This is a genomic window from Paracoccus haeundaensis, assembly GCF_006239215.1.
Classification (GTDB): Bacteria; Pseudomonadota; Alphaproteobacteria; order Rhodobacterales; family Rhodobacteraceae; genus Paracoccus; species Paracoccus marcusii.
The window spans coordinates 18,412-39,863 of the sequence record NZ_VDDC01000004.1 but is presented as its reverse complement, the minus strand read 5'-3'; the positions used below and the strand labels follow the sequence as shown (position 1 = coordinate 39,863).

The 21,452-nt window shown below is 68.9% G+C and carries 19 protein-coding genes; 5 read left to right on the top strand and 14 right to left on the bottom strand.

Features of this window, described 5'->3' with window-relative positions; translation table 11 throughout:
* From FHD67_RS01950 to FHD67_RS01940, 3 genes are all read right to left on the bottom strand, one after another.
* On the bottom strand, positions 1–344 hold a 344-nt coding region (locus FHD67_RS01950; RefSeq protein ID WP_176695025.1), incomplete at its 3' end, for a hypothetical protein.
* On the bottom strand, positions 341–1,165 hold the full coding sequence (locus FHD67_RS01945) for a DUF58 domain-containing protein (protein ID WP_246071194.1): 825 nt from the start codon (positions 1,163–1,165) through the stop codon (positions 341–343). The genes FHD67_RS01945 and FHD67_RS01950, both read right to left, overlap by 4 nt.
* A 7-nt stretch (positions 1,166–1,172) precedes the next feature.
* Positions 1,173–2,141: an AAA family ATPase gene (locus FHD67_RS01940; protein ID WP_139597659.1), complete on the bottom strand. Its 969-nt coding sequence runs from the start codon at positions 2,139–2,141 to the stop codon at positions 1,173–1,175.
* A gap of 276 nt (positions 2,142–2,417) precedes the next feature.
* Here FHD67_RS01940 and FHD67_RS01935 point away from each other — a divergent pair, with 276 nt between their 5' ends.
* Positions 2,418–3,560, top strand: a complete 1,143-nt coding sequence (locus tag FHD67_RS01935; protein ID WP_045983192.1) for a DegT/DnrJ/EryC1/StrS family aminotransferase — start codon at positions 2,418–2,420, stop codon at positions 3,558–3,560.
* Here FHD67_RS01935 and FHD67_RS01930 read toward each other — a convergent pair whose 3' ends face one another.
* Both FHD67_RS01930 and FHD67_RS01925 read right to left on the bottom strand, forming a co-directional pair.
* Positions 3,561–5,138, bottom strand: a complete 1,578-nt coding sequence (locus FHD67_RS01930; RefSeq protein WP_046000933.1) for a GMC oxidoreductase — start codon at positions 5,136–5,138, stop codon at positions 3,561–3,563.
* Between the two features lie 653 nt (positions 5,139–5,791).
* Positions 5,792–6,493 carry a winged helix-turn-helix transcriptional regulator gene (locus FHD67_RS01925; RefSeq protein WP_139597658.1) on the bottom strand — a complete coding sequence of 234 codons (702 nt, stop codon included), beginning with the start codon at positions 6,491–6,493 and terminating at the stop codon, positions 5,792–5,794.
* 58 nt (positions 6,494–6,551) lie between these two features.
* Here FHD67_RS01925 and FHD67_RS01920 point away from each other — a divergent pair, with 58 nt between their 5' ends.
* From FHD67_RS01920 to FHD67_RS01905, 4 genes are all read left to right on the top strand, one after another.
* Positions 6,552–6,998, top strand: a complete 447-nt coding sequence (locus FHD67_RS01920; protein WP_046000931.1) for a VOC family protein — start codon at positions 6,552–6,554, stop codon at positions 6,996–6,998.
* Complete coding sequence (locus tag FHD67_RS01915; protein ID WP_046000930.1) at positions 6,988–7,686, top strand: glutathione S-transferase family protein; 699 nt, start codon at positions 6,988–6,990, stop codon at positions 7,684–7,686. Before FHD67_RS01920 ends, FHD67_RS01915 begins: the two co-directional genes overlap by 11 nt.
* Before the next feature lie 144 nt (positions 7,687–7,830).
* Complete coding sequence (locus FHD67_RS01910; RefSeq protein WP_046001151.1) at positions 7,831–9,954, top strand: esterase-like activity of phytase family protein; 2,124 nt, start codon at positions 7,831–7,833, stop codon at positions 9,952–9,954.
* Positions 9,955–10,378: 424 nt separating this feature from the next.
* On the top strand, positions 10,379–11,371 hold the full coding sequence (locus tag FHD67_RS01905) for a Hint domain-containing protein (RefSeq protein WP_139597657.1): 993 nt from the start codon (positions 10,379–10,381) through the stop codon (positions 11,369–11,371).
* A gap of 6 nt (positions 11,372–11,377) precedes the next feature.
* Here the strand turns inward: FHD67_RS01905 and FHD67_RS01900 are convergent, their stop codons facing one another.
* The 9 genes from FHD67_RS01900 to FHD67_RS01860 form a co-directional block, all read right to left on the bottom strand.
* On the bottom strand, positions 11,378–12,286 hold the full coding sequence (locus FHD67_RS01900) for an alpha/beta hydrolase (RefSeq protein ID WP_139597656.1): 909 nt from the start codon (positions 12,284–12,286) through the stop codon (positions 11,378–11,380).
* A gap of 9 nt (positions 12,287–12,295) precedes the next feature.
* Positions 12,296–13,522: a hypothetical protein gene (locus FHD67_RS01895; protein ID WP_139597655.1), complete on the bottom strand. Its 1,227-nt coding sequence runs from the start codon at positions 13,520–13,522 to the stop codon at positions 12,296–12,298.
* A 27-nt stretch (positions 13,523–13,549) separates the two neighbouring features.
* Positions 13,550–14,257: a hypothetical protein gene (locus tag FHD67_RS01890; RefSeq protein WP_139597654.1), complete on the bottom strand. Its 708-nt coding sequence runs from the start codon at positions 14,255–14,257 to the stop codon at positions 13,550–13,552.
* The gene (locus FHD67_RS01885; RefSeq protein WP_139597653.1) at positions 14,254–15,576 is read right to left on the bottom strand and encodes a DUF3131 domain-containing protein; all 1,323 of its coding nucleotides are present in this window, start codon (positions 15,574–15,576) and stop codon (positions 14,254–14,256) included. Before FHD67_RS01885 ends, FHD67_RS01890 begins: the two co-directional genes overlap by 4 nt.
* Positions 15,576–17,402 (bottom strand): glycosyltransferase family 2 protein, encoded by a 1,827-nt coding sequence (locus FHD67_RS01880; RefSeq protein ID WP_139597652.1) that lies wholly within the window; start codon positions 17,400–17,402, stop codon positions 15,576–15,578. The genes FHD67_RS01885 and FHD67_RS01880 overlap by 1 nt, the downstream gene beginning before the upstream one ends.
* Positions 17,399–18,544, bottom strand: a complete 1,146-nt coding sequence (locus tag FHD67_RS01875; protein ID WP_139597651.1) for an acyltransferase — start codon at positions 18,542–18,544, stop codon at positions 17,399–17,401. The genes FHD67_RS01880 and FHD67_RS01875 overlap by 4 nt, the downstream gene beginning before the upstream one ends.
* Complete coding sequence (locus tag FHD67_RS01870; RefSeq protein WP_139597650.1) at positions 18,541–20,151, bottom strand: DUF3131 domain-containing protein; 1,611 nt, start codon at positions 20,149–20,151, stop codon at positions 18,541–18,543. The genes FHD67_RS01875 and FHD67_RS01870 overlap by 4 nt, the downstream gene beginning before the upstream one ends.
* Positions 20,151–20,552, bottom strand: coding sequence for an STAS domain-containing protein (locus FHD67_RS01865; protein WP_239441336.1), 402 nt, complete (start codon positions 20,550–20,552; stop codon positions 20,151–20,153). Before FHD67_RS01865 ends, FHD67_RS01870 begins: the two co-directional genes overlap by 1 nt.
* A gap of 130 nt (positions 20,553–20,682) precedes the next feature.
* On the bottom strand, positions 20,683–21,294 hold the full coding sequence (locus tag FHD67_RS01860) for a response regulator transcription factor (RefSeq protein WP_046000922.1): 612 nt from the start codon (positions 21,292–21,294) through the stop codon (positions 20,683–20,685).
* Positions 21,295–21,452 lie beyond the last annotated feature (158 nt).

The following is a 21,452-nucleotide window of genomic DNA, read 5'->3' as shown; positions in this document are numbered from 1 at the left end:
CGGGCGCCGCGGGCGATCGCCTCGATCCGGCGGTCGGACGGCGGCGGTGCCGCGCCATAGGCGGCCGGGCGCAGCGCCGCCGGCAGATGACCTAGCAGGCGGGCGATGGCCAGCAGGCGGTCCGGCACCGGCAACCCCCGCAGCGCCGCCACGCGCAGACGCGGGCGGGCCGCCCGACGGCGCGTGAAGGGCAGCACCGCCAAGGCCAGCACCAGCCCCGCGATGACGCCCAGTGCCAGAAGCGCGGCCATCTCTGCCGTCGACAGGACGGCCATCGGCGTGGGCAGGCGGACCGGGGACAGGGCCTGCATCAGCTGGTCATGGGTCATGGCCTCGGGCGTCACGGCTCGACCCGTCGCGCGACGGCGCCCATCGCGGCCAGGCGGTCGGTCTGGCCACCCAGATCGGCGGGCTGCAGACGCAGCAGCCGCGTGGCGCCGCCCTGTCGGACGGGCAGCGGGCGGGCGGGTGGCGCGGTCTCCAGCGGGTCCAGGATCAGCGCGACCTCCACCTGGCGGCCGCGGGCCAGGCGGGACAGCGCGGCATCGGCCCCCTGCCAGCCATCGGGCAGGGTGGCCAGGACGACATGGGCACCCGTCGGTGCGGTGCGGGCGGCCAGGGACAGCGCCTCGGTCAGGGGCGCCGTGCCGGGGGGATCGACCAGGGCGGCGGCATGGCGATCGACCAGCAGGCGACACAGGGTCAGCATATGGCCCGCGCCGGTCGCGGGCGGCAACACGCGGACCCCCGTCCCTTCGGCAACCACCAGGCCAACCGCACCCTGGCGCGCCACCGCCTGCCAGCCAAGCCCCGCCAGGTGCAGTGCGCCGCGCACCGATCGCAGCGCGTCGCCCGTGCCCCACAGCATCGGCCCACGCAGATCGGCGATCAGCAGCGTGATGTCGTCGCGATCCTCGTGCAGGGCGCGCACATGCGGCACGCCCGTGCGCGCGCTGGCCGAAGGGTCCATCCGGCGCGGATCGTCGCCGGGCACATAGGCGCGGATCTCCCTCAGGTCCATGCCGCTACCCGGATGGCGCGAGGCCATGACCCCGGCCCGCCGCGCCATGGGCCGCTGCCGGGGCATGGCGCCCTGCCCCGCCTGCAGGTCGACCAGCGCCTCCAGCGTCAGGGCGATGCCGGGCGCGGACCGCCAGCCGCTCATGGCGCCCCTACCACGGGGTCACCTGGCGCAGCGCCTCGGCGATCAGGCGGCGACCGTCCTGCCCTTCGCTGGCGGCCTTCCAGTTCGGGACCAGCCGGTGGGCCAAGGCATCGGGGGCCAGGGCCTGCACGTCCTCGGGCAGGCCGTGATCACGGCCCTGCAGCCAGGCGCGCGCGCGCACCGCCGCGGCCAGCGCAAGCGTCCCGCGCGGAGAGACCGGGTGTTCGACCGCCTCTGCCAGCACCCCGCCGGGCCGCGTTGCCAAAACCAGCCGGATGATGAAATCCTTGAGTACGGGGGCCAGCGTCACCCCCGCGACCTGCAGGCGCGCGCGATCCAGGTCGGCGGCCGTCACCTGCGACAGCACGGCCGCCATGCTGCCCCGGCCCTCGGCCTCGACCAGGTCCAGGATGGCGCGTTCGTCCTCGGCGCCCGGCAGGTCCAGCCGCAGGTGCAGCAGAAAGCGGTCCATCTGCGCCTCGGGCAGCGGAAAGGTCCCCTCGTGCTCGATCGGGTTCTGGGTGGCCACGACCATGAAGGGCTTCGGCAGGGGGCGTGTCACGCCGCCGGTGGTGACCTGCCCTTCGGCCATCGCCTCCAGCAGGGCCGACTGGACCTTGGGGGGCGCGCGATTGATCTCGTCCACCAGGACGATGTTGTGAAAGACCGGGCCGGGCAGAAAGTCGAAGCCGCCGGTCTCGGGACGGAACACCTGGCTGCCGGTCAGATCCGACGGCAGGAGGTCGGGGGTGCACTGGATGCGCGCATGCTCGCCTGGTAGACGCGCCGCCAGCTGCTTGACCGCGCGCGTCTTGGCGATGCCCGGCGGCCCCTCCAGCAGGACATGGCCGCCGGTCAGGTACGCGATCAGCAGACGTTCGACCAGCCAGTCGTGGCCCACCAGCGTCCCCGCCACGTCGTCGGCCACGGCCCTGACACTGGCGCGGGCCAGATCGACATCAGCATGATCGTCCATGAGCGCCCCTCGGATTGCTTGCAGATGGTGCAGCGGCTTTCCCATCATGGCCAGCCGGGCCGCGCCGCGCTGCCACCAAAGTCGGGCAGGCCCGCCCGCGCTGTGCGACGGTCCCGCCCCGCCACCGCAAGTGGAATCACGCCATTGTGGGGGGCGGAACGGGCCGCCACAGCACCGATAACCGGGTGGATTCGGCATCTTCCCCTTGCCCTGCACGCCCTGGCGCGGGATGGTGCACGGCGCGCAATCCAGCGCCCATCGCATACGGAGCGGACAGTGCCTGACGTCGGTCTGAGAGAGTGGTTCGCGGTCGGCCGCGCCATCGCAAGCGGCAGCCTGCTGCGCTATGACAGCGGGGCCAGCCGGACGGCCCTGTTCGAACGCGAGATGGCTGCCCAGACCGGCGCCGCACATGTGCTGGCCGTCAATTCGGGGACCAGCGCGCTGGTCGCGGCCTTGGCTGCCGCCGGGATCGGTCCGGGCGACGAGGTGCTGGTGCCGGCCTATACCTGGATGGCGACCGCCGCCGCGCCGGTGCAGGTCGGGGCCGTGCCGATCCTGGTCGACATCGACGAGACGCTGACCATGGACCCCGAGGACATCCGGGCCAAGATCACCCCCTATACCCGCGCGATCATCCCGGTGCACATGGTCAACGCGCCCTGCGACATGGACGCGATCATGGCGATCGCCAAGGAGCACGGCCTGATCGTCATCGAGGATTCGTCCCAAGCCGTGGGCATCCGCTACAAGGACCGGCATTGCGGGGCGATCGGCGATCTGGGCGTCTTCAGCTTCAACCGCATGAAGAACATGAACATCGGCGAAGGCGGGGCCGTCCTGACCAGCGACGAACGCTATTTCATCCGCGCGCGCAGCTATCACGATCTGGGATCGATGGTACGCCAGCACGGCGACCGGCTGAACGAGCCCGAATTCGTCGGCATGAACATGAAGGTCACCGAGATGGACGGCGCCATGCTGCGAGTCCAGTTGAAGAAGGTGGTCCCCATGCTGCGCCGGATGCAAAAGCGCCGCGCCGTCCTGGCCGATATCCTGCAGCACAGCAGCGAATTCAGGGTCACCCCGCACAACGATCCCGCATCGGCCGTCAGCCTGTCGATCCTGGCACCGACCCGAGAGAAGGCGATCGAGCTGACCGGCCGCCGGGGCGTGCACAACCGCCTGCGCGACAGCTCTAAGCACCTGTACACCAACTGGGAGCCGATCCTGAACAAGCGGACCTTCCATCCCAAGATGAACCCCTGGGCCTGGGCCAAGCGCGACATCGAATACACACCCGACATGTGCGCCCGCACGCTGGAGATCCTGGACCGGACCTGCATCGTCACGCTTGGGATGCGCTATCCCACCCCGCTGATGGCGATGGTGGCCCGCAAGCTTGCGGGCCAGCGCTGATCAGCGGGCGGCCGCATGCGCCGCGGCGCGTGCGGTCAGCATCATCATCGTCAGGGTCGGGTTGTGGACATGCTGGCGCGGAAAGCACGCCCCGTCCGTGACATAAAGGCCCGGCACGTCCCAGCATTCGTTGTGCATGTCCACGACGGATGTCGCGGGATCGGTCCCCATCCGCGCCGTGCCACATTCATGCACGCTGGTGCCGCCGGGCGACAGGTCGGTGTTCACGATCACGTCCGTCAGACCGATATCCGCCGACAGCTCGCGGATGATCTGCGCCTGACGGTCCGCCAGGGCGCGCTGTTCCGCCGAATGTCGGAAGCGGATCACCGGGACCGGGATGCCGTACCGGTCGGTCTGCGACGGCGACAGCGTCACCCGGTTCCACGGGTCGGGCAGCATCTCGGCGAACGAGACGATGTCGACCCGCGCGGCCCCGTCGGGACGGGGATGGACATGGATCTGCATGCTGATCGACGGATGCAGCGACGGGTCGGGCGGAATGTGGATGCAGCGGCCGGGCTCGGCCTGTTCGGGCAGGACGTCGTCCGATCCGGCGCGATATCCGGTTCCGCTCATGACCGCATGGTCCATCAGGTGACGGCCAAGGGCGGGCGATTCCGTCCCGATGCCCGCATCATCGCCCACCGTCCGCGACAGCAGCAGAATGCGCGTGCTCTCGATCGCCGAGGCGCAGAGGAACACGACCGGCGCATGGACGGTCCGGACCGCCCCCGTGCGGCCGTCGATCCATTCGACCCCGCTGACCGCGCCCGACGGATCCTTCAGGACACGGCGCACCACGGCGCCGGCCTGGAATGCCATGCGGCCCGTGCCGGCCGCGATGTCCAGCCATGACAGGGGCGGCGCGAAATTGCCCAGCACCGGCCGTGCCCGCGGCCATCTGGACCGGATCGCGCCGATGATCGCCTGCTCGGACGGGGTGGGCTGCAGGACGCCGGCCAGGCGGCTGGTGTCCGGGCCGGGAACGGCCTGATCGCCGCCACGCAATTGCAGCTTGTCCTCGACCCATCCGTACCAGTCGGCGACATCCTCCAGCGCGAAGGGCCAGGCATTGTCGGCGCTGTTCGAGCCATCCGACTTCATGCCGGACAGACGATAGTACTGGCGCCCATGGCCGGGAACGGTCATCCGCCCCCCCGGCTGGCGGGCGCGGAACCACAGGAACTGGCTGCCGTCCTCGGTCTGGTAGGGACAGTCGCGGTCGTCGACCAGCACGTTGGGGGCCATCGCCCAGGCAAAGCAGCGCGACTGGACCGGCTGGCGGGCGCGGCCCAACAGTCGAAAGGCGCGTTCGCCAAAGCGGGCCAGGCTGGGCGGCATCCGGCTTTCGGCCCTGGTCCTGTCCAGGAACCGGGCCACGGCCGTCAGGGCCTTGGTCACGGGGTTGATGCGGCCGGGCCCGGCATCGCCGGCCTCCAGCACCGCCACGCGCATCCCCGCCTCGGCCAGCGCGGTGGCGGCGACGCCACCCGCCGCGCCAGAGCCCACGACGATCGCGTCAAACCGGCTGCCATCCGCGATGTAGGCATGCCTCCACGTTGCAGCGCCGGTCATGGTCTTGCCGATCGTTGAAGGTGATCCCAAAGGCCGGAGGCCGGCCACGATCGGGTGGGGGCGCCCATCGCGCGGTGCAGGGCGGACCGACGCAGATCGTCGGACGGAAAGGACGTGTGGAAAAGGAACTGGCTGAAATTCACCTGATCATCCTTGTGGTCGCAATATGCCACGGTCCTAGACGTTTCCAACGGGGCAGGTCGACGACGTCCGTTCCGTCATGACAGACCGCATGCTCTTCGCCGACGTGACAAGGTTGCGCACCGGCAGGTCATGGGAACAGCTCATTAAATACTCCATGCGTCAAAACGGGCATCATTCATCGTGCCGCACCGCACCGACCGGAAATTGAATCGTTCGCACGATAATATTGCGAAAAGCATACAGGTTCGGCATCGATTGCGGGAATAAGACATGTCCGTGACTGTGACAACAGTCCCGCGATCGACCGGCCCGCGCGCAAAAAGATTGCGCAGACAACCACAGCGGGCGTCGCGCGGTGCTAAGGTGCTGTAGTCTATTTGTATTATTAATTTCTCGCCGCAATCTCAAACGGCGGATTTATCCATTAACCACCGTCACAATACGTCAATATATATATATTGGCAGTTTCGGCCATCATTTTGCAATCGCGCCCGGTCGCTTTGCATATATCAATCCGCAACATTTGGCGGGGCGGATTTTTCCGGAAGATTGAACAGGTCCATGAACCTGCGCAGGTCGCAAGCCGCGCCCATGCAGGTCACGCCGGCCGTTTCAGGTGCGATCTTGCCATAGAACAGCGCGGCCATACGGGGTGCCGCATCCGCCTCGAAGACCAGATCGGCCGCGTTGGGAAGCCCGCGGGTGACGTGCAGACAGGCCTGTTCAACACGCAGGCCAAAGGAGGATCCGCCGATGGTGATCGCCACCGTCAGGGACAGCCCCGCGGCCGCCTTGCAATCCAGCATGGTCCGCAGGGACATGATGAAGGACGCCGCCGACAGGGGCAGCGTCGGGTCATGCAGCGGAGAGGCGGCAGCCCACCGCCCGATCTCCTGCAGGATGGGTTCGGCCGACCGGCCCCAAGGCGTCAATTGATAGACCTGCGCGGGCACCGGGTCGGACAGGGTGATGCGGGCCAGGATGCCGCTGCGCTCCATTCCGGCCAGCCGTTCGGTCAGGATCTTGGCGCTGATGCCGGGCAGGTCCGCGCGCAGGTCGGTGAACCGGCGCGGTCCGAACATCAGTTCGCGAAGGATCAGCAGGGTCCAGCGTTCGCCCAGCAATTCCATGCCGAAGGCACTGCCGCACGCATCGTCGTACCAGCGGCCATGGGCGGGTTCCGGCCTGATAGTTTCTTTTTGTAACTTCATGGTTGCCTCAAGTAACCAAGCGCCCCCATCCTGTCAACAGCACAGGAGGAGCGAATCGATGACCCGGATGATCTTCGTCAACCTGCCCGTCACGGACGTGGCGCGGGCGACCGCCTTTTACGAGGCGATCGGCTTTACAAAAAACGAAGCCTTCTCGAACGAACAGGCCAGCGGCATGGTCTGGTCCGACGCGATCCAGGTGATGCTGCTGGATCACACCTTCTACGCCACCTTCACCGACAAGCGCATCATCGACGCCCGCACCCAGTCGGGCGTGCTGTTGTGCCTGACCTTCGACAGCCGCGCGACCGTCGACGACATCCACCGCCGCGCCCGCGAGGCGGGCGGGCACGACACGCGCCAGGTCGAGGACCAGGGCTTCATGTATGGCGGTGCCTTCGACGACCCCGACGGCCACGGGTGGGAAACGGTGTGGATGGACCCCGCCGCGACGCGGGACGGCCCTCCCGACATGCAGGATGCGGGGGGCCGCCATGCCGGTTGATCCCGCGGCCCCGATCACCATCACCGCCTTCGACTGGGTTCCGGATTTCGCCAGGGGCCAGGTCCGTGACCTGCGCGTCCGGTGGGCGCTGGAGGAGGTGGGCCAGCCCTATGCCGTGCGCCTGCTGTCCCAAGGCGCGCAGAAGCGGCCGCCGCACCGGGCGCGCCAGCCCTTCGGCCAAGTGCCGACGCTGGAGGACGGTGACCTGATCCTGTTCGAAAGCGGTGCGATCGTCTGGCACATTGCCGAACGCTTCCCCGGCCTGATGCCAGGCACGGCGGCGGCGCGGGCGATGCAGCTGGAATGGGCATTCGCCGCCCTGAACACGCTGGAACCGCCGTTCATGGACCACGCCATGGCCACGCTGTTCGAGGCCGACGCGCCTTGGTCCGCGTCCCGCCTGCCCGCGGTCATGGCCCGCATCGACGAACGCCTGCACGAGGCGTCGGACCGGCTTGGCACGGCGGACTGGTTCGGCGGCGAATTCGGGCCGGGCGATCTGCTGATGGTGTCGGTCTTGCGGATGGCGGACGGGATGCTGGACGACCATCCCAACCTGGCCGCCTATGTCGCACGCGGGACGGGGCGCGATGCGTTCGGCCGCGCCTTGGACGACCACATGGCCGGCTTCACCGGCGCCCCGCCTCCGGACGGCCCGCAACGGGCGTCGCCGCCGGACGGGCCATGACCGCCCACCCCTGTCGCACAAACGCCATCAGAGTGTCGCAAGGCCGTCACCGACCGTGATCAAAGAGGACCCCGAACCAAAACGGGGGATTCCACGGTGCAAAGACTTGCCCTTCTGACGTCGGCCGTCGCGCTGGCCACGGCCATGCCTGCGATGGCCCAGACCACATTCGACCGGATCGCGACATTCGCCACGCCCGACAACATGGCCGCGGGAGAGGACCGGTCGCGCCCGACCTCGGCCGAGATCATCTCGGCCTCCGAAGACGGCAGCACGCTGGTCTATTCCGACAGCCCGCTTGGGGTGCTGGGCTTTCTGGACATCACCGACCCGGCCGCCCCCCTGCCCCTGGGCACCGTGCCGATGGACGGGGAACCCACCACCGCCGTGATCATCGGCGACCGGGTGTATGTGGGCGTGGACACGTCGACCTCGTTCACCGAGCCCTCGGGGCAGCTGCGGGTGCTGGACCTGAAGACCCGCGCGGTGCTGGCGTCCTGCGACCTGGGCGGGCAGCCGGATGCGGTCGCCCGTGCCGATGACGGCAGCTTTCTGGCCGTCGCGATCGAGAACCAGCGCGACGAGGACCTGAACGACGGCGCCCTGCCGCAGATGCCCGCGGGCCATGTGGTCACGCTGGCCGTCACCGACGGCACGCTGGACTGCGACGGGCAGACCCGCATCGACCTGACCGGTCTGGCGGACATCGCCCCCGACGACCCCGAGCCGGAATATGTCGACATCAACGCTGCGGGAGAGATCATCGTCACCCTGCAGGAAAACAACCATGTCGTCGTGATCGGCGCGGACGGCACCATCGCCGCGCATTTCAGCGCCGGCACGGTCAGCTTGGACGACATCGACACGCGCGACGACGGGGCGCTGACCTTTGACGGGGCGCTGACGGACGTTCCGCGCGAACCCGATGCGGTCAAGTGGATCGACGCCGACCATTTCGCCACCGCGAACGAGGGCGACTATCAGGGCGGGTCGCGCGGATGGAGCATCTTTCATCGCGACGGCACGGTCGTCTACGACTCGGGCAGCAGCTTCGAACACGCGGTCATCCGGGCGGGCCACTATCCCGACAAGCGGTCGGACGCCAAGGGTGTCGAACCGGAATCGATCGAGGTCGCAACCTTTGGGGGCATCCCGCATGTCTTCGTCGTCTCGGAACGCGGATCGCTGATCGGCGTCTACGATGTCAGCGACCTGGCGGCGCCGCGCCTGACGCAACTGCTGCCGTCGGGCATCAGCCCCGAAGGCATCGTGGCCCTGCCCGCCCGCGACCTGCTGGTCACCGCCAACGAGGCCGATCTGGGCGCAGAGGGCGGCGCGCGTGCCCACGTCATGCTGTTCGGCGCAACCGACGGTCCCCCCCGCTATCCCACGATCACCGCGGAGGGCGCGGACGGGCTGATCGGATGGGGCGCGCTGTCGGGCTTGGCCGCGGGCGACGCACCGGGTCAGCTGTTCGCGGTGTCGGACAGTGCCTATGGCGCGCAGCCCGCGATCCATACCATCGACGCCACGCGGACACCGGCGCGGATCACCGCCAAGACGATCGTGACCCGCAATGGTGATCCGGCACAGAAGCTGGACCTGGAGGGCATCACGCCCGACGGTCAGGGCGGCTTCTGGCTGGCGTCCGAAGGTCGCAGCGACCGCCTGATCCCCCACGCCATCATCCATGTCGACGCCCAGGGCGAGATCCAGGAGGAGATCGGCCTGCCCGCCGAACTGCTGGCCCACGAGGACCGCTATGGGTTCGAGGGGATCGCCCGGCAGGGCGACCGCCTGTGGATGGCGGTCCAGCGCGAATGGGGCGACGACCCCGCCGGCCAAGTGAAGCTGGTCTCCTATGACCTGCTGACGCAGGACTGGGGCGCCGTCGCCTATCCGCTGGACCCTGCGGGCGACGGCTGGACGGGCCTTTCGGAAATCGCCATCGACGGTGACTGGGCCTATCTGGTCGAACGGGACAACCTGATCGGCGACGCCGCCGTGCTCAAGGCGCTGTTCCGCGTGCCGCTGTCAGAGATGGTGCCCGCAGGGCTGGGCGACCCCCTGCCCGTCGTGACCAAGGAGCTGGTCCGCGACCTGATCCCCGACCTCAAGGCGCAGAACGGCTATGTCCTGGACAAGGTCGAGGGTTTCGCCATCGACGCGGCCGGTATGGGCTGGGTGGTCACCGACAATGACGGCACCGACGACAGTTCCGGCGAAACGCTGTTCTGGTCCACAGGCCTGATGCGCGCCGCGCAATAGGCCGCGGTTCCACGGCCGCCGCTAGAACGGAACACCGTGCCCGGTCCGATCGGACTGGGCACGGTCGTGAGTGGCCCTTGACCGTCGGGTGATGCGGCTGGGACGCTCGCCTAAAACCGTTCCCGACATTCGCACGGCGATCCGGGAGGATGACGCGGGGGCATGAATCGGGCCATGCAGCCATCAGCTGCGCCGAACCGACGCGGGTCCGGATGCATCCCCCAGACCGGCCGCGCCCGATCACTCCGGCATTCCGGCTCCCGGCGCGGCCCGCGCGGGTATTCTGCACAAGGCGGCGGGACCGCCCGACATTAACGCCCGGTCAACCAAGACCGGCAAAAAAGGCCTGCGTCGCGTGGCATGTTAACCTTGCAGAACATGCAAATCCCTAAGGGTCGGGAAAACCCTGCAGAAGGACATTCCCGTGATCACGTTCAGCATTCGGGGCGATCAGCTGATCGTCGATCCCGCCGTCGGCACCAACTCCTCGCAAGGCACGGCCACGGTGCAATGGGGGCGCCAGATGTGGGCCAAGGACCACCGGATCGAGATCACGGCCATCGACGACACGGGGACCGAGCTGACCGGCAGAAGCGGCATCACCGGGATGAAGGTCTTTGACGGGTCGGGCCGGCAGGTGGCGGAATACCGGCCCATGAACCCCGGCCAGACCGCCAATATCCAGGGCGACCTGTCGGGGCTGGGGGATCACTATGCCCGGATCAATACCTCGGTCATGCAGCCCGCGGCGGGGTCGCCCTGGATCGGGCCGATCATGATCACGAACGGCGACAACTCCTTTGCCACGCTGCCGCAGACGTTCCAGGTCGGCAACGGCGCCTATGACATCGCACCCGCCCCGCAGCGACAGGCAGCGGCGCCCTGTTTCGGGCCGGACGTGCAGGTCGACGTCGCCCGCGCAGGCGTGATCGCGGTTCGCGATGTCCGCGCGGGCGACGCGATCATGACGACCGACGGACGGCAGCCGGTGCTGTGGACGGGCGCGCGGCACTGTTCCGGGCAGACCCCCCAGGATTGCCCCGTCGACCTGAACGGAGAGCTGTTCTCTCCGCTGCACCGGATCCTGTGGCGCGGGCGTTGGGCCAAGGCCAGACACCTGGCCGAGGCCGGGCGCGCCATGGCGCGGCCCGATCATGGGCCCATCGACTATCACCACATCCTGCTGCCGGTGCATTCGGTCATCCTGACCGCGCGCAACCGGGTCGAAAGCCTGCTGATGACACCCTATTCCCTCGACCTGTGGAAGGACGCCCCTGCCCTGCGCAGCCATGCAAGCGCATCGACGCGGTTGCGCTACGAGGAATGGCGGCGGGCCGATCTGCTGCGCCACGAACGGCGCACAGGCGGATCGGGCGACGTGCGGCAGGATCACGACGCCCACGTCCCGGCGCATTAGGCGCACCTATTCGCCATAGCCGCGCGACAGCACGGCATCGACATGCAGCAGCGCGTCCTCCAGCATGCTTTGCCATGCGGGCCAGTCATGCCCCCCTTCGATCACGCGGAAACGGTGGCGGATGCCTGCATCGCGCAGGGCGATGTGCAGCCGGGCCGTGCCCTCGAAGAAGCTGTCATCCGACCCGGTCTGGACATGGATCGACGGGATGCGTGCCAGTCGGGCCGCATCCGCCGACGCGGCCATCGCAGCGGGCCGGAACGCGGCCCACCGGTCGGTCAGCCGCGCCACACCCTCAAGATCCGGGCCCAGCAGGGTCGCGAAACGGTCGGCATAGTCGTCCGGCGACAAGGCCAGCAGCTGTTCGTCCGTGCGCAGCGCCGGGCTGAGGGCGGCGGCCCCGGCGAACAGGTCGGGATGCTCTAGCCGATAGACCAGCGCGGCGAACCCGCCCATCGAAATGCCCATGACCGCCCGCCGTCCGGGCAGCACCGGGTGACGGGCCTCGATCCCCGGCATCGCGTCGTCCAGAAAGGCGGTCTGCCACCGGGCGGCCCCGTCCGCATCGTCCAGGAAATAGCTGGCCGGCCCGTCATCCGGCCGCCGACCGTCGGGCGCGACCGCGATCAGGGGCCTGATCCGCCCCTGGGCGATCAGCCGGTCCAGCACCTGGTCGATCCCCGCCAGGGTGAACCAGTCCGACGGCTGCCCCGTCCCGCCGCCATGCAGCAGGTACAGCACCGGATAGGCACGCGTGCCCCCCTCGCTGCCCGGCGGCAGGTAGATGTCGTAGGACAGCGCACGCCCCAGGACGGGGCTGAAGACCGTCTCTCCCATCCGGACCTCGGCCCGCGACACGGTGGGCGGGGCGATAGCCATCAGCAGGGTCAGCAGGACAAGGCGGATGCGGGTCATCGGGCTCTCTCAGAAGGACAGATCGTAGGTCAGCGACAGGGTGCCGTCGCGCAGCCCGGTGCCGGGCCCGTCGCCCCGGTTCCAGGGAAACCGGTTGGCGGCGTAATTGCCATAGCCGACGCGCAGGCGGTCGGTCACCTTCCAGGTCGCGCTATAGGTGTAATCAGGGTCCCACGGCCGTTGCACCCCCGACGCATAGGCATGGGCCGAAACGCCCAAGGACAGCCGCTCGGTCAGCCTGAGGCCACAGGACAGGACCAGCGCATCGCGGGTCGGATCGGGCAGCGTGACGCGCATCCGGCAATCGGCCCCCCGTCCCGCAGGCAGGGGGATGCGCGGCAGGGTCAGCTCGGCCCGCAGCCTGCCGTCCAGCAGGCCGCTCCAGGACCCGTCCATGCGGATGGGCCTGCTGGCATAGCTCAGCGACAGGCGGTCCGTCGCGCGCCAGGTCAGGGCGTAGCTCAGGTCGGGGTTCCGCCCTGCCCCGCCGCGTCCGGTCACACCCAGGTTCAGCGTCACACGATCCGACAGCCGTGCGCCGCATCCCAAGGTGACGCGCGCCGGCCCCGGGCCGCCTTCGCCCTGCGTTGACAGCGCAACCCCCGCGGTCACGGCGCAGGTCGTCCGCGGCCTTTGGGCCTGGTCGAACACTGGCGGCAGGCGGAGCGGTGCCGTGCAGGCGGTGCCGCGACACGGCATGAACGCGCCGGGGAACATGGTCAGCCGATACCCGTCCCGCGCCAGCGGCGGCGCCGGATGGTCACGGTGACGGCGGGCGGGTGCCGCAGGTCGGGGCGCGATGGCATCGACCACGGGAACCGTGGCGCGGGGTTGCGACCCCGAACCGGCCAGCACCCACAGCGCCAGATGGCGGGCAAGCGTCTCGCCATCCGCGGTGTCGGGCACCGTCGGGCGGGGGCTGCCCGTGGCCGGGATGCGGGTCACCAGACGCGTGCCCGACCAGATGCGGCAGGCCTCGCCGCGAATGCAGTCCATGCGCAGCGGTCGCGCCTGCGCATCGCCGTCGGGCATCACCACCGCCGACCCGTCAGGATACAGCCGATAGCGCCAGCCGCCCAACCGGCCTGCCTGCGCGCGCGACCAGGTCAGGGCGTTGGGCGTGTCCGCAAGTACCTCGACCGCGCCCGGGACGGCCGGATCATCGGTGCGCAGGATCTGGGGGCCGGGCCAGGCCAGCGCGGCGCCCGGCCCCCAGATCGCCAGCAACGTGGCCATCAGGACAGGTCCCAACCCCCGCATCGCTCAGCCCCCGCAGCGCATGGCCAGCAGCGCCAGGATCGCGTGCGGCACATCCGCATCCGACCCCGGCCCCAGCGCGGCCCGCAGCGCCGCCCGGCTGCGCGCACCCAGGACGCCGTCATCCGGGCCGGGGTCCTGCCCGGCAGCCAGCAGCATCCGCTGCACCGTCTGCGCCGGCGTGTCGCCGAACAGCGCCGGGTCGGGCATGCATTGCGCCACCGCGCGGCGCGGTGCCTGCCCCGCCGCCGTGGCCAGCGCTGCGGCGGGGGGCAGAGACCGCCCGCGATCCGGCACGTCATTTGACAGACCGGTCGGAAAGGCCGGGGCGGCGCGCCGCAGATCGGCCGCGGTCACGTCCTGTCCCATCAGGCAGCGCCCCAAGGCATCGGCGATGCGATCGGCGCCCGCATCGGGCACGCCGGTCGCCGTGGTCCGGCAGGTCGCGGCGGCGCACTCGATCCGGACCTGCCATCGCGGTGCGCCGGGGTCGTCGGACAGGACCGCCGTGCCGTCACCGAAGATCCGATAGGTCAGCCCATCCACACGACCCTGCTGCCACAGGCCGGGAAACCGCGCGGTCGGCACATCCACGCTGACCTGTCGCGCGTCCATCGCGCCCGGCAGAGGACGGTCCAGCGCCGCCCCGACGCAGGGCGCCGCTGCCACGCAGCCGGGCCAGGCCATCGCAAGGATCAGCAGGACCACCCTCATGGCGCACCCCGCAGCAGCGGACCTGCGGCCTTGAAGGCCAGCGCCGCCAGGACCAGGGCGTTCGTGTTCGCCGTGATCGAGGCGTTGGTGGTGCCGTCGACCTCGTAGATGCCCTCGGGCCAACCGCGCCGGGGGTCGGCGGTGGGGACCACGGCCTCGACCAACTGTGCGGTGTAGGGGGTGCCGTAGAGCGCGTCCCAGCCGAAGGCGGCCTTGGTCGCCAAGGTGCGGCGGCTGTCGATCCGATCGCCCTGGAATGTCAGGACGGACCATGGCGCGCCCCCGCCCCAGACGGTCGAATAGGCAAAGAACGGCGCCTCATCCAGATGCGTCTCGGTCACCGCGGTCAGATGGCCGGTTTGGTCATGGCGGGCCTGCTGAGCCAGATAGACCGCGGACGCGATGCGCGACGAGCGTGCGTCAAAGCCGAATTCCAGCCCGTCGAACAGATAGGGTTCGCTGACGACGAAGGCCGGGATGCGGCCACGATGCAGGCGCGTGTCGACGGGAATGTCCTGCCCCATCACGGGCTGGATTATGGCGCTGTCGGCGGGATCATAGGCGCGCACCATGTCGAACCCGGACAGCATCATCGCCTTGGCGGCATATTGTTCATAGCTCAGGCGCCCCTCCTGGTTCTCGCGGACCTCCGCGTCCACGACGCTGGCACCATAAAGCTGTCCGTCGCGGACCATCCGGTCCAGCCGCCAGTCATCGGTCGCGGCCGCGATGGCCGGGGCCATGTCGGGATGGGCTGCGCGCGCGATGGCCAGTGCCGCCATCAGCCGCGCCACGTCCAGCGCCGACCAGCCCAGACCCAGATCGGTGGGTCGATTGGCGTAATCGACCATCTTCAGCGTCCGCGTGTCATAGGCCTTGTTGGGCAGGCTGTCCTGGAACAGCGGCAGGCGGTCCAGGCTGGTCAGGATGGCGGCCAGCCGATCCTTTGCCTCGGTGGCATCGATCAGCGACAGACGCTCGGCCGCGACGATGGCCACGATCAGGGACCCCGTCTCCCACATGGTGGTCGAAGGATAGCCGTCCACCGAATGCACCAGCCCGGTGTTCGGATCGATGTTGTTCCTGAAATACGTCCAGGCGATGGCGGCATGGTCTAGGTCGGCGGCGCTGGAGGCGCCGCGGATGGCCAGCGGCAGCGGCGTCGCGGCCTCGATCGCGGCCAGGGGCGTGACCGGGGCCTGCCCCGCGGCCGAAGGGCCGGCCTGCTCCAGCCAGGTCACGACCATCAGGCCGCCGATGACCCCCAGGATGAAGACGATATGGCCGCGCGCGCGGACCAGGTTCTGACGAAGGCGCATCAGGGTTCCTCGGGGGTCGACGGGTTGGGTTGCCACAGCGCGGCGCGGATGATGCCCGACATGGCGATGCAGTTGTTCAGGCCCCACAGGGCGTTTGTCACGACCCCGGTCGCCGTGTGCCCGGTATCCAGGGCCCACAGCGCCAGCGTGGCCCAGGCCGCGCCCGCCACCGTCAGCGCCACGACCGCGATCTGCGGGCGGACCAGATGCAGGAAGCGGCCCGTCTGGCGGTCCTTGGGCGTGACACGGAACGCGATGCGCCGGCCGCGCAGCACGGTCCACAGCGCGCTGAGCCCGATGGGAAACGACGCCAGGTAGCTGGCCTTGGCCGACTGGCCCGCGATCCCCCAGGTGCCCACCATCATCGCCAGTTCCAGCGACAGGATGAACGGCACCACATGCAGGAAGAACTGCGACGAATAGGCCGCCACGGGCGAGATGCCGGTGAACAGATAGGCGGTGGGCGCGAACAGGAACACGACGTTCCACAGGGCGCCCAGATAGGAATAGAAGGTCGCCCCGTACATCAGGCGCTGGCGCAGGGTCAGGCCGCGCCGGAACAGAGGATTGTCGTTGATCAGGATGTCCAGGCTGCCGCCCGCATACTTGAACCGCTGGATGGTCCAGCCGATCAGGTCCTGGGGCGACAGCATCCGTGTCTCGACGAAAGGGTGCAGCAGCGATGTCCAGCCGCGGTCGCGGTCGGCATGCAGCACGATCGAGGTATAGATGTCCTCGGACACGTGAAAGCGGTAGGGGCTGAGGATCTCGGTGACGACCGCCTGGGTGCGGATCGCGTCCAGAAGATCGGGGGCCACGCCGCGTTCCCGCGTCTCCAGCGTGATCTCCTCCTCGGCCTCGATCACGCGGCGTTCGACCTTGGAGCCGAAGGCGCGCAGCGCGGCCTCCATCACCGCCTCGCGCCGGTGGATCGACCCCGCGCCGCAGCAGAAGGCTGCGTTGGCGTGGTTCCGGCGGCGCTGGATCACGTCGTAGAACATCTGCGGATCGTTGGCCAAGGGATCGCGCCCGATGCGGCATTCGCCGATGATCCGCTCGACCGCGCGCCCTGCCCGTCCGGCCCGTGCGCCCCATCGGGCCTGCAGGACCTGGGACAGACGGCGCCCTTCGGGCAGGTCATAGAACCATTGCGGCGTCTGCACCCAAGCCAGGCGTGGGTCGCGGAAATGGCCCAGGGTGCGGGCCAGGCACGTCGGGAACGGCCGCGTGTCCGCATCGCAGATCAGCAGGAAGTCGCCCGACGTCTGCTCCATCGCGTTGCGCAGGTTGCCGGCCTTGAACCCCTCGTTCGTGGCGCGGGTGATGTAGCCCACGCCCTCCTGCCGCGCGACCTCGGCCATGGCGGGGCGGCGGCCGTCGTCCAGCACGTGGATGCGGATGTCGATCGGATGGGGATAGGCGATGGCCTTGGCGTCGATCAGGCCAAGCCGGACAAGCTCCGGATCCTCGTCATAGGTGGCAAAGAACACGTCGACGGTGATCGGCAGCGACGGGTCCGGTGCCGCGGGATCGACCTCGCCCCGCGTTGCGGGTGCGTCGGGGCAGGTCACCGGCTGATCGCGCCACAGGTTGGCGACGAACAGGATCAGGCCCAGATAGGCCAGCGTTTCGGCCAAGGCCAGCAGGGCCGCGAACCAAAGCGCGTCGGGGTTCAGCGAGGAGGACCAGCGCCAGGCGATGTACCACCCGCCGATCACCAGCGTGACGACCGCCAGAAACTGCCACAGCGCCTCGCGCAGCGGATTGTAAGGCAGAGGTTCGGGCGGCCTGCGATCCTCGAAAGCGCTGTAATACGGGATGCTCATGCCGGGACCGCTCCGGGCTGCGGGCGCGCCTTGCGGGCGGCCCAGGGGGTGGGGCCAAGGCCGATGGTCCAGGCGACGGCGGGCAGACGGCCGATCGCCACGGCCAGCCCGAAGGCCACCGGCAGCACCACCGCGAACCGCGTCACGACCAGCAGGGCGGGCGACAGCGCTAGGTCCGCCTTGATCAGCGCGATGTCGAAAAGGTCGATGACCGCGGGATGGACAAGATAGACGCCGAACGTATAGCGCGCCATGACCGACCAGCGGGGCGACCAGTCGCTGTACTGGCTGCTCAGAAAGGCGCAGAAGACCAGCAGCGGCATCAGGAAGTGGCCGTAGTAATCCCAGCCCGCCCGCACCGGAAAGCTGCCCGTCAGCAGGGCGCCGCCATAAAAGGGCAGCGTCGCCAGATAGGCCAGCAGGACCAGATACAGCGCGCCGCGCCGGATCAGGCGGCTTTCTCCACGCGGCAGGCCGTCCTTCCACAGCGAATAGAGACCGAAGGCCGCCAGGCCATAGCCGACATAACCGCAGACCTTGGTGACCCGTACCAGATAGTCGCGCGTCAGCGGCGCCAGGTCGATCGCATAGAGAAACCCCTGCGCATGGTCCATCGCGCCCAGGGTCGCGACCAGCAGCACCCCCAGCATCGGATAGCGCATGGCCAGCCGCATCACCGGATAGAACAGGAAGATCGCGAACAGCGTGGGCAGGAAATGCATGTGGTACTGGGCCTTGCCCAACAGCAGATAGGCGACCCAGGTCTTGATCTGGGACAACTGCGCCAGATATTGCGGGGCATAGCCGAAGGCCTCGGCCTTGATCAGGCGGAACAGCGCATAGAACAGCGTCCAGACCGCAAAGGGCACCAGCAGCCTGTGCGCCTGGGCCGCGATCGCGTCGCGATAGCGCGGCCTGTGGCGGTCGATTCGCAGAGCCATCAGGAACAGCGAGAACAGGAAGAACATCTCGGACCCCGAGAACTCTCCGATGGAGCGCAGCAGGACGGGCACCGCGCGTTCCGCCACGCCGGCATCGGGGAACGGGCGACCCGCGAAATCGGTGGTGCTGTGGATCAGCACCACGCCCGCGGCGGCGCAGACGCGGTTCGCGTCGAACCACAGCATGCGGCCCGTGGTCATGGCTGCACCACGGCGGTGCGGCACTGACGCGGCAGCACGTCGCGCGGTTCGGGCCTGGCCGTGATCTGCGGGCCGGTAGTGCAATCGGTCGCGGCGATGCCGTCCTCGCCCTCGACCGGGCGGCACAGGATGAAATCCGCGGCGGCGATGGTCGGGACCGGCGGCGGCAGATCTCCGCAGGTGCAGCAGGGAACCTCGCGCAGCATCGGCTCGGGCAGGCACTTGTTCGCGCGGATGTCGGTCTGGGAATAGGCCATGTCCCAGACCGTCGTGTTCGGGTTGGCGAACCGCAGGATCGGCCCCTGCACCTTGTAGAGCAGCGCGGCCAGGATGATGCCGTTGTTGTTCGCGGTCTGCAGCGGGATGACGCCGTTGCCGTTCTCGTACAGGCCTTCGAAAAAGCCGCCATCGGCCTCGGACAGGTCGGCCACGGTGTCGAACAGCAGCTGGGTGTAGGGCACGTCCCACAGCGCCCACATGCCAAGCGCGGCCTTGGCGGATACCGCCGCCCGGTCGGGCTGATAGACGTCGCTTGGGTCCAGCGTGTTCCAGGCATAGCCGTCGGCGAAGATCGCGTCATAGACGAAATAGGGCTGCCCCTCGACCTGGTGTTCCGACCGCGCGGTGATGATGCCGGTGCTTTCGAACCGCCGCTGCTGGACCAGGAAGATCCGGTGCGCGAATTCCGCCCGCCAGCCCTGCGACGCGACGCCGGGGCCTGCGGGATCGGCCGCGGGCATGTCCCAGCCCATCTCCAGCCCGTCCAGCAGATAGCTTTCGGTCAGGACATAGTTCTGGTTGTGAAAGACCCGCGGATCGCGGCCGTCATAAGGAATGTCGATGTCGTGGATCGTGGTATAGGCCAGCGGCGCGGGCTCCAGCGCGCCCGCCACGTCGAACCCCCAAAGGGCAAAGCCCTTGGCCGCGTATTCCTCGTATCCCAGGCGGCCTTCCTGGACATAGCGGGTATCGCCGTCGCCCGACACAACCGACCCGAACAGCCGCCCGTCATCCCTGACGATGTTGCAGAAGTTCCAGCGCAGCGGCACGTTGTCGACGCCGTTGGCCAGATAGGGATAGCGTTCGCGCAGGATGCGCAGCCAGACCAGCATGCGGCCCATGTCCAGGACCGAGAACCCGACCTCTCCGGGTTCGTTGGCATAGTTCACCTTCTGCCCGGTCTTGGTGTTGTAGACCTTGTTCGGCGCCTCTCCGCGATACAGGTCCAGATTGCGCAGCGTGGCGATCAGCAGCGTGGCCCGGCGGTCGAAGTCGCGCTTGTCGATGATGCCCAGCTCGTATGCCGCGACCAGGGCGCTGACATAGGACGCGGTGTCCCACAGTGTCGTCGACGGATAGCTGCCCACCGCGTTGACCAGCCCCGTCTCGGGCTGGAACCCGGCCTCGAAATAGCTCCAGGCGGCGCGGGCCATCGCCATCTCGCGCTCTGTCAGGGGGCCGTGGCGGCCGAAGGGGGGCGCGGGCCGCTCTGCCTGCTGGCCGGCCAGCGGCTGCAGCGCCTGCGGCAGCGGGCCGTCCTGGGCCGCGGCCTGGAACGGCAGCAGCAGCGCCAGCAGCGGCACCGCGATGCGCAGGGACCGGGTCATCACGACCGCCCCCGCAATGCCGCCGATGCCGCGGCGCAATCGGCGAAGACCGGAAAGACCTTGTCCATGCGGGTGATGCGGAACATGCCCGCGACGCTGCCCGACAGGCCGCACAGCACGATCTCTCCGCGCATGCCCAGGCGCTTGAGCACGCCCACCAATGCGCTGATGGCGGTGCTGTCTATGAAATCGACGGCGGCAAGGTCGACGACCAGCCGATCCTCGCCTTGGTCGATCAGGTCATAGACCTGGTCGCGAAAGGCGGTGGCGTTCGTCGCGGTCAGGCGCCCGGTCCGCAGGCGGATCTCGCAGCTGCGGCCCGCTGCGGGGCGGGTGATGCGGAACATGCCGCGGTCGGCGGCCATGGGGTGGTCGGGATGATCGATCGTCAAGTCACGCATGTGCGGCCCCGTCTCTGGTAAGGATGGCATGGGAAGTCCTGCGACCGGCACCGACAGGTGCGGCCCGGACAGGACCGGACAGCCCGCCTGCGGCGGGGTCGTCCGGCAACGGATCGTTCGTCAGGTCAGATCAGGTGATCATCTTGCGGTCGCGGGCGATCATCGCGGCCTGGGTGCGGTTCCTGGCGTCCAGCTTGCGGCACAGGGTCTTGACGTGCAGCTTGACCGTGACCTCCTGCAGGCCCAGCAGCCGCCCGATATCCTTGTTCGACCGCCCCTCGGTCAGGCCGCGCAGGACCTGGGTCTCGCGTGCGGTCAATTCGCCCGCGGGGGCGTGGTCGTCCTGTTCCAGATAGCCGTAGGGCACGAAGATCTCTCCGGACGCGATGAAGGTCACGGCCGCAGCCAGCGACCGCGCGTTCATCGTCTTGGGCAGAAAGCCCCGCGCCCCCGCCGCCATCGCGTCCCGCGCCACGCTGCGCGAGGCGGTCCCCGACAGGATCGCGACGGGGCGCGGATCCATCAGGCCGCGGATCACGGCCAGTCCCGCCAGCCCGTCCATCCCCGGCATGTCGTAATCCAGCAGCGCCAGATCAAAGGGAACGTCCCCCGCCTGCGCGATCGCCCGTTCCGCGCCGGCGACATCGCCGACCTCGACGACCTGGGCGTCGATCTGCGCGCCCAGATACAGGACCAGGGTCTCTCGGATCAGGTCATGGTCATCAGCCAGTAAAATTTTCACGACTTCACCTCTTACGCGGCAAGCCAGACATGCTAGCCTGTGTTGCCGGGGTCCGTGATACCCGATGATCGGAGGTCTTCGATCCGCCCGTATCCGCATGGCCCGCCCGTCTGTGCCAAAGGATACAACCGGACTATCCGTTCGTATAGCGTCCGATA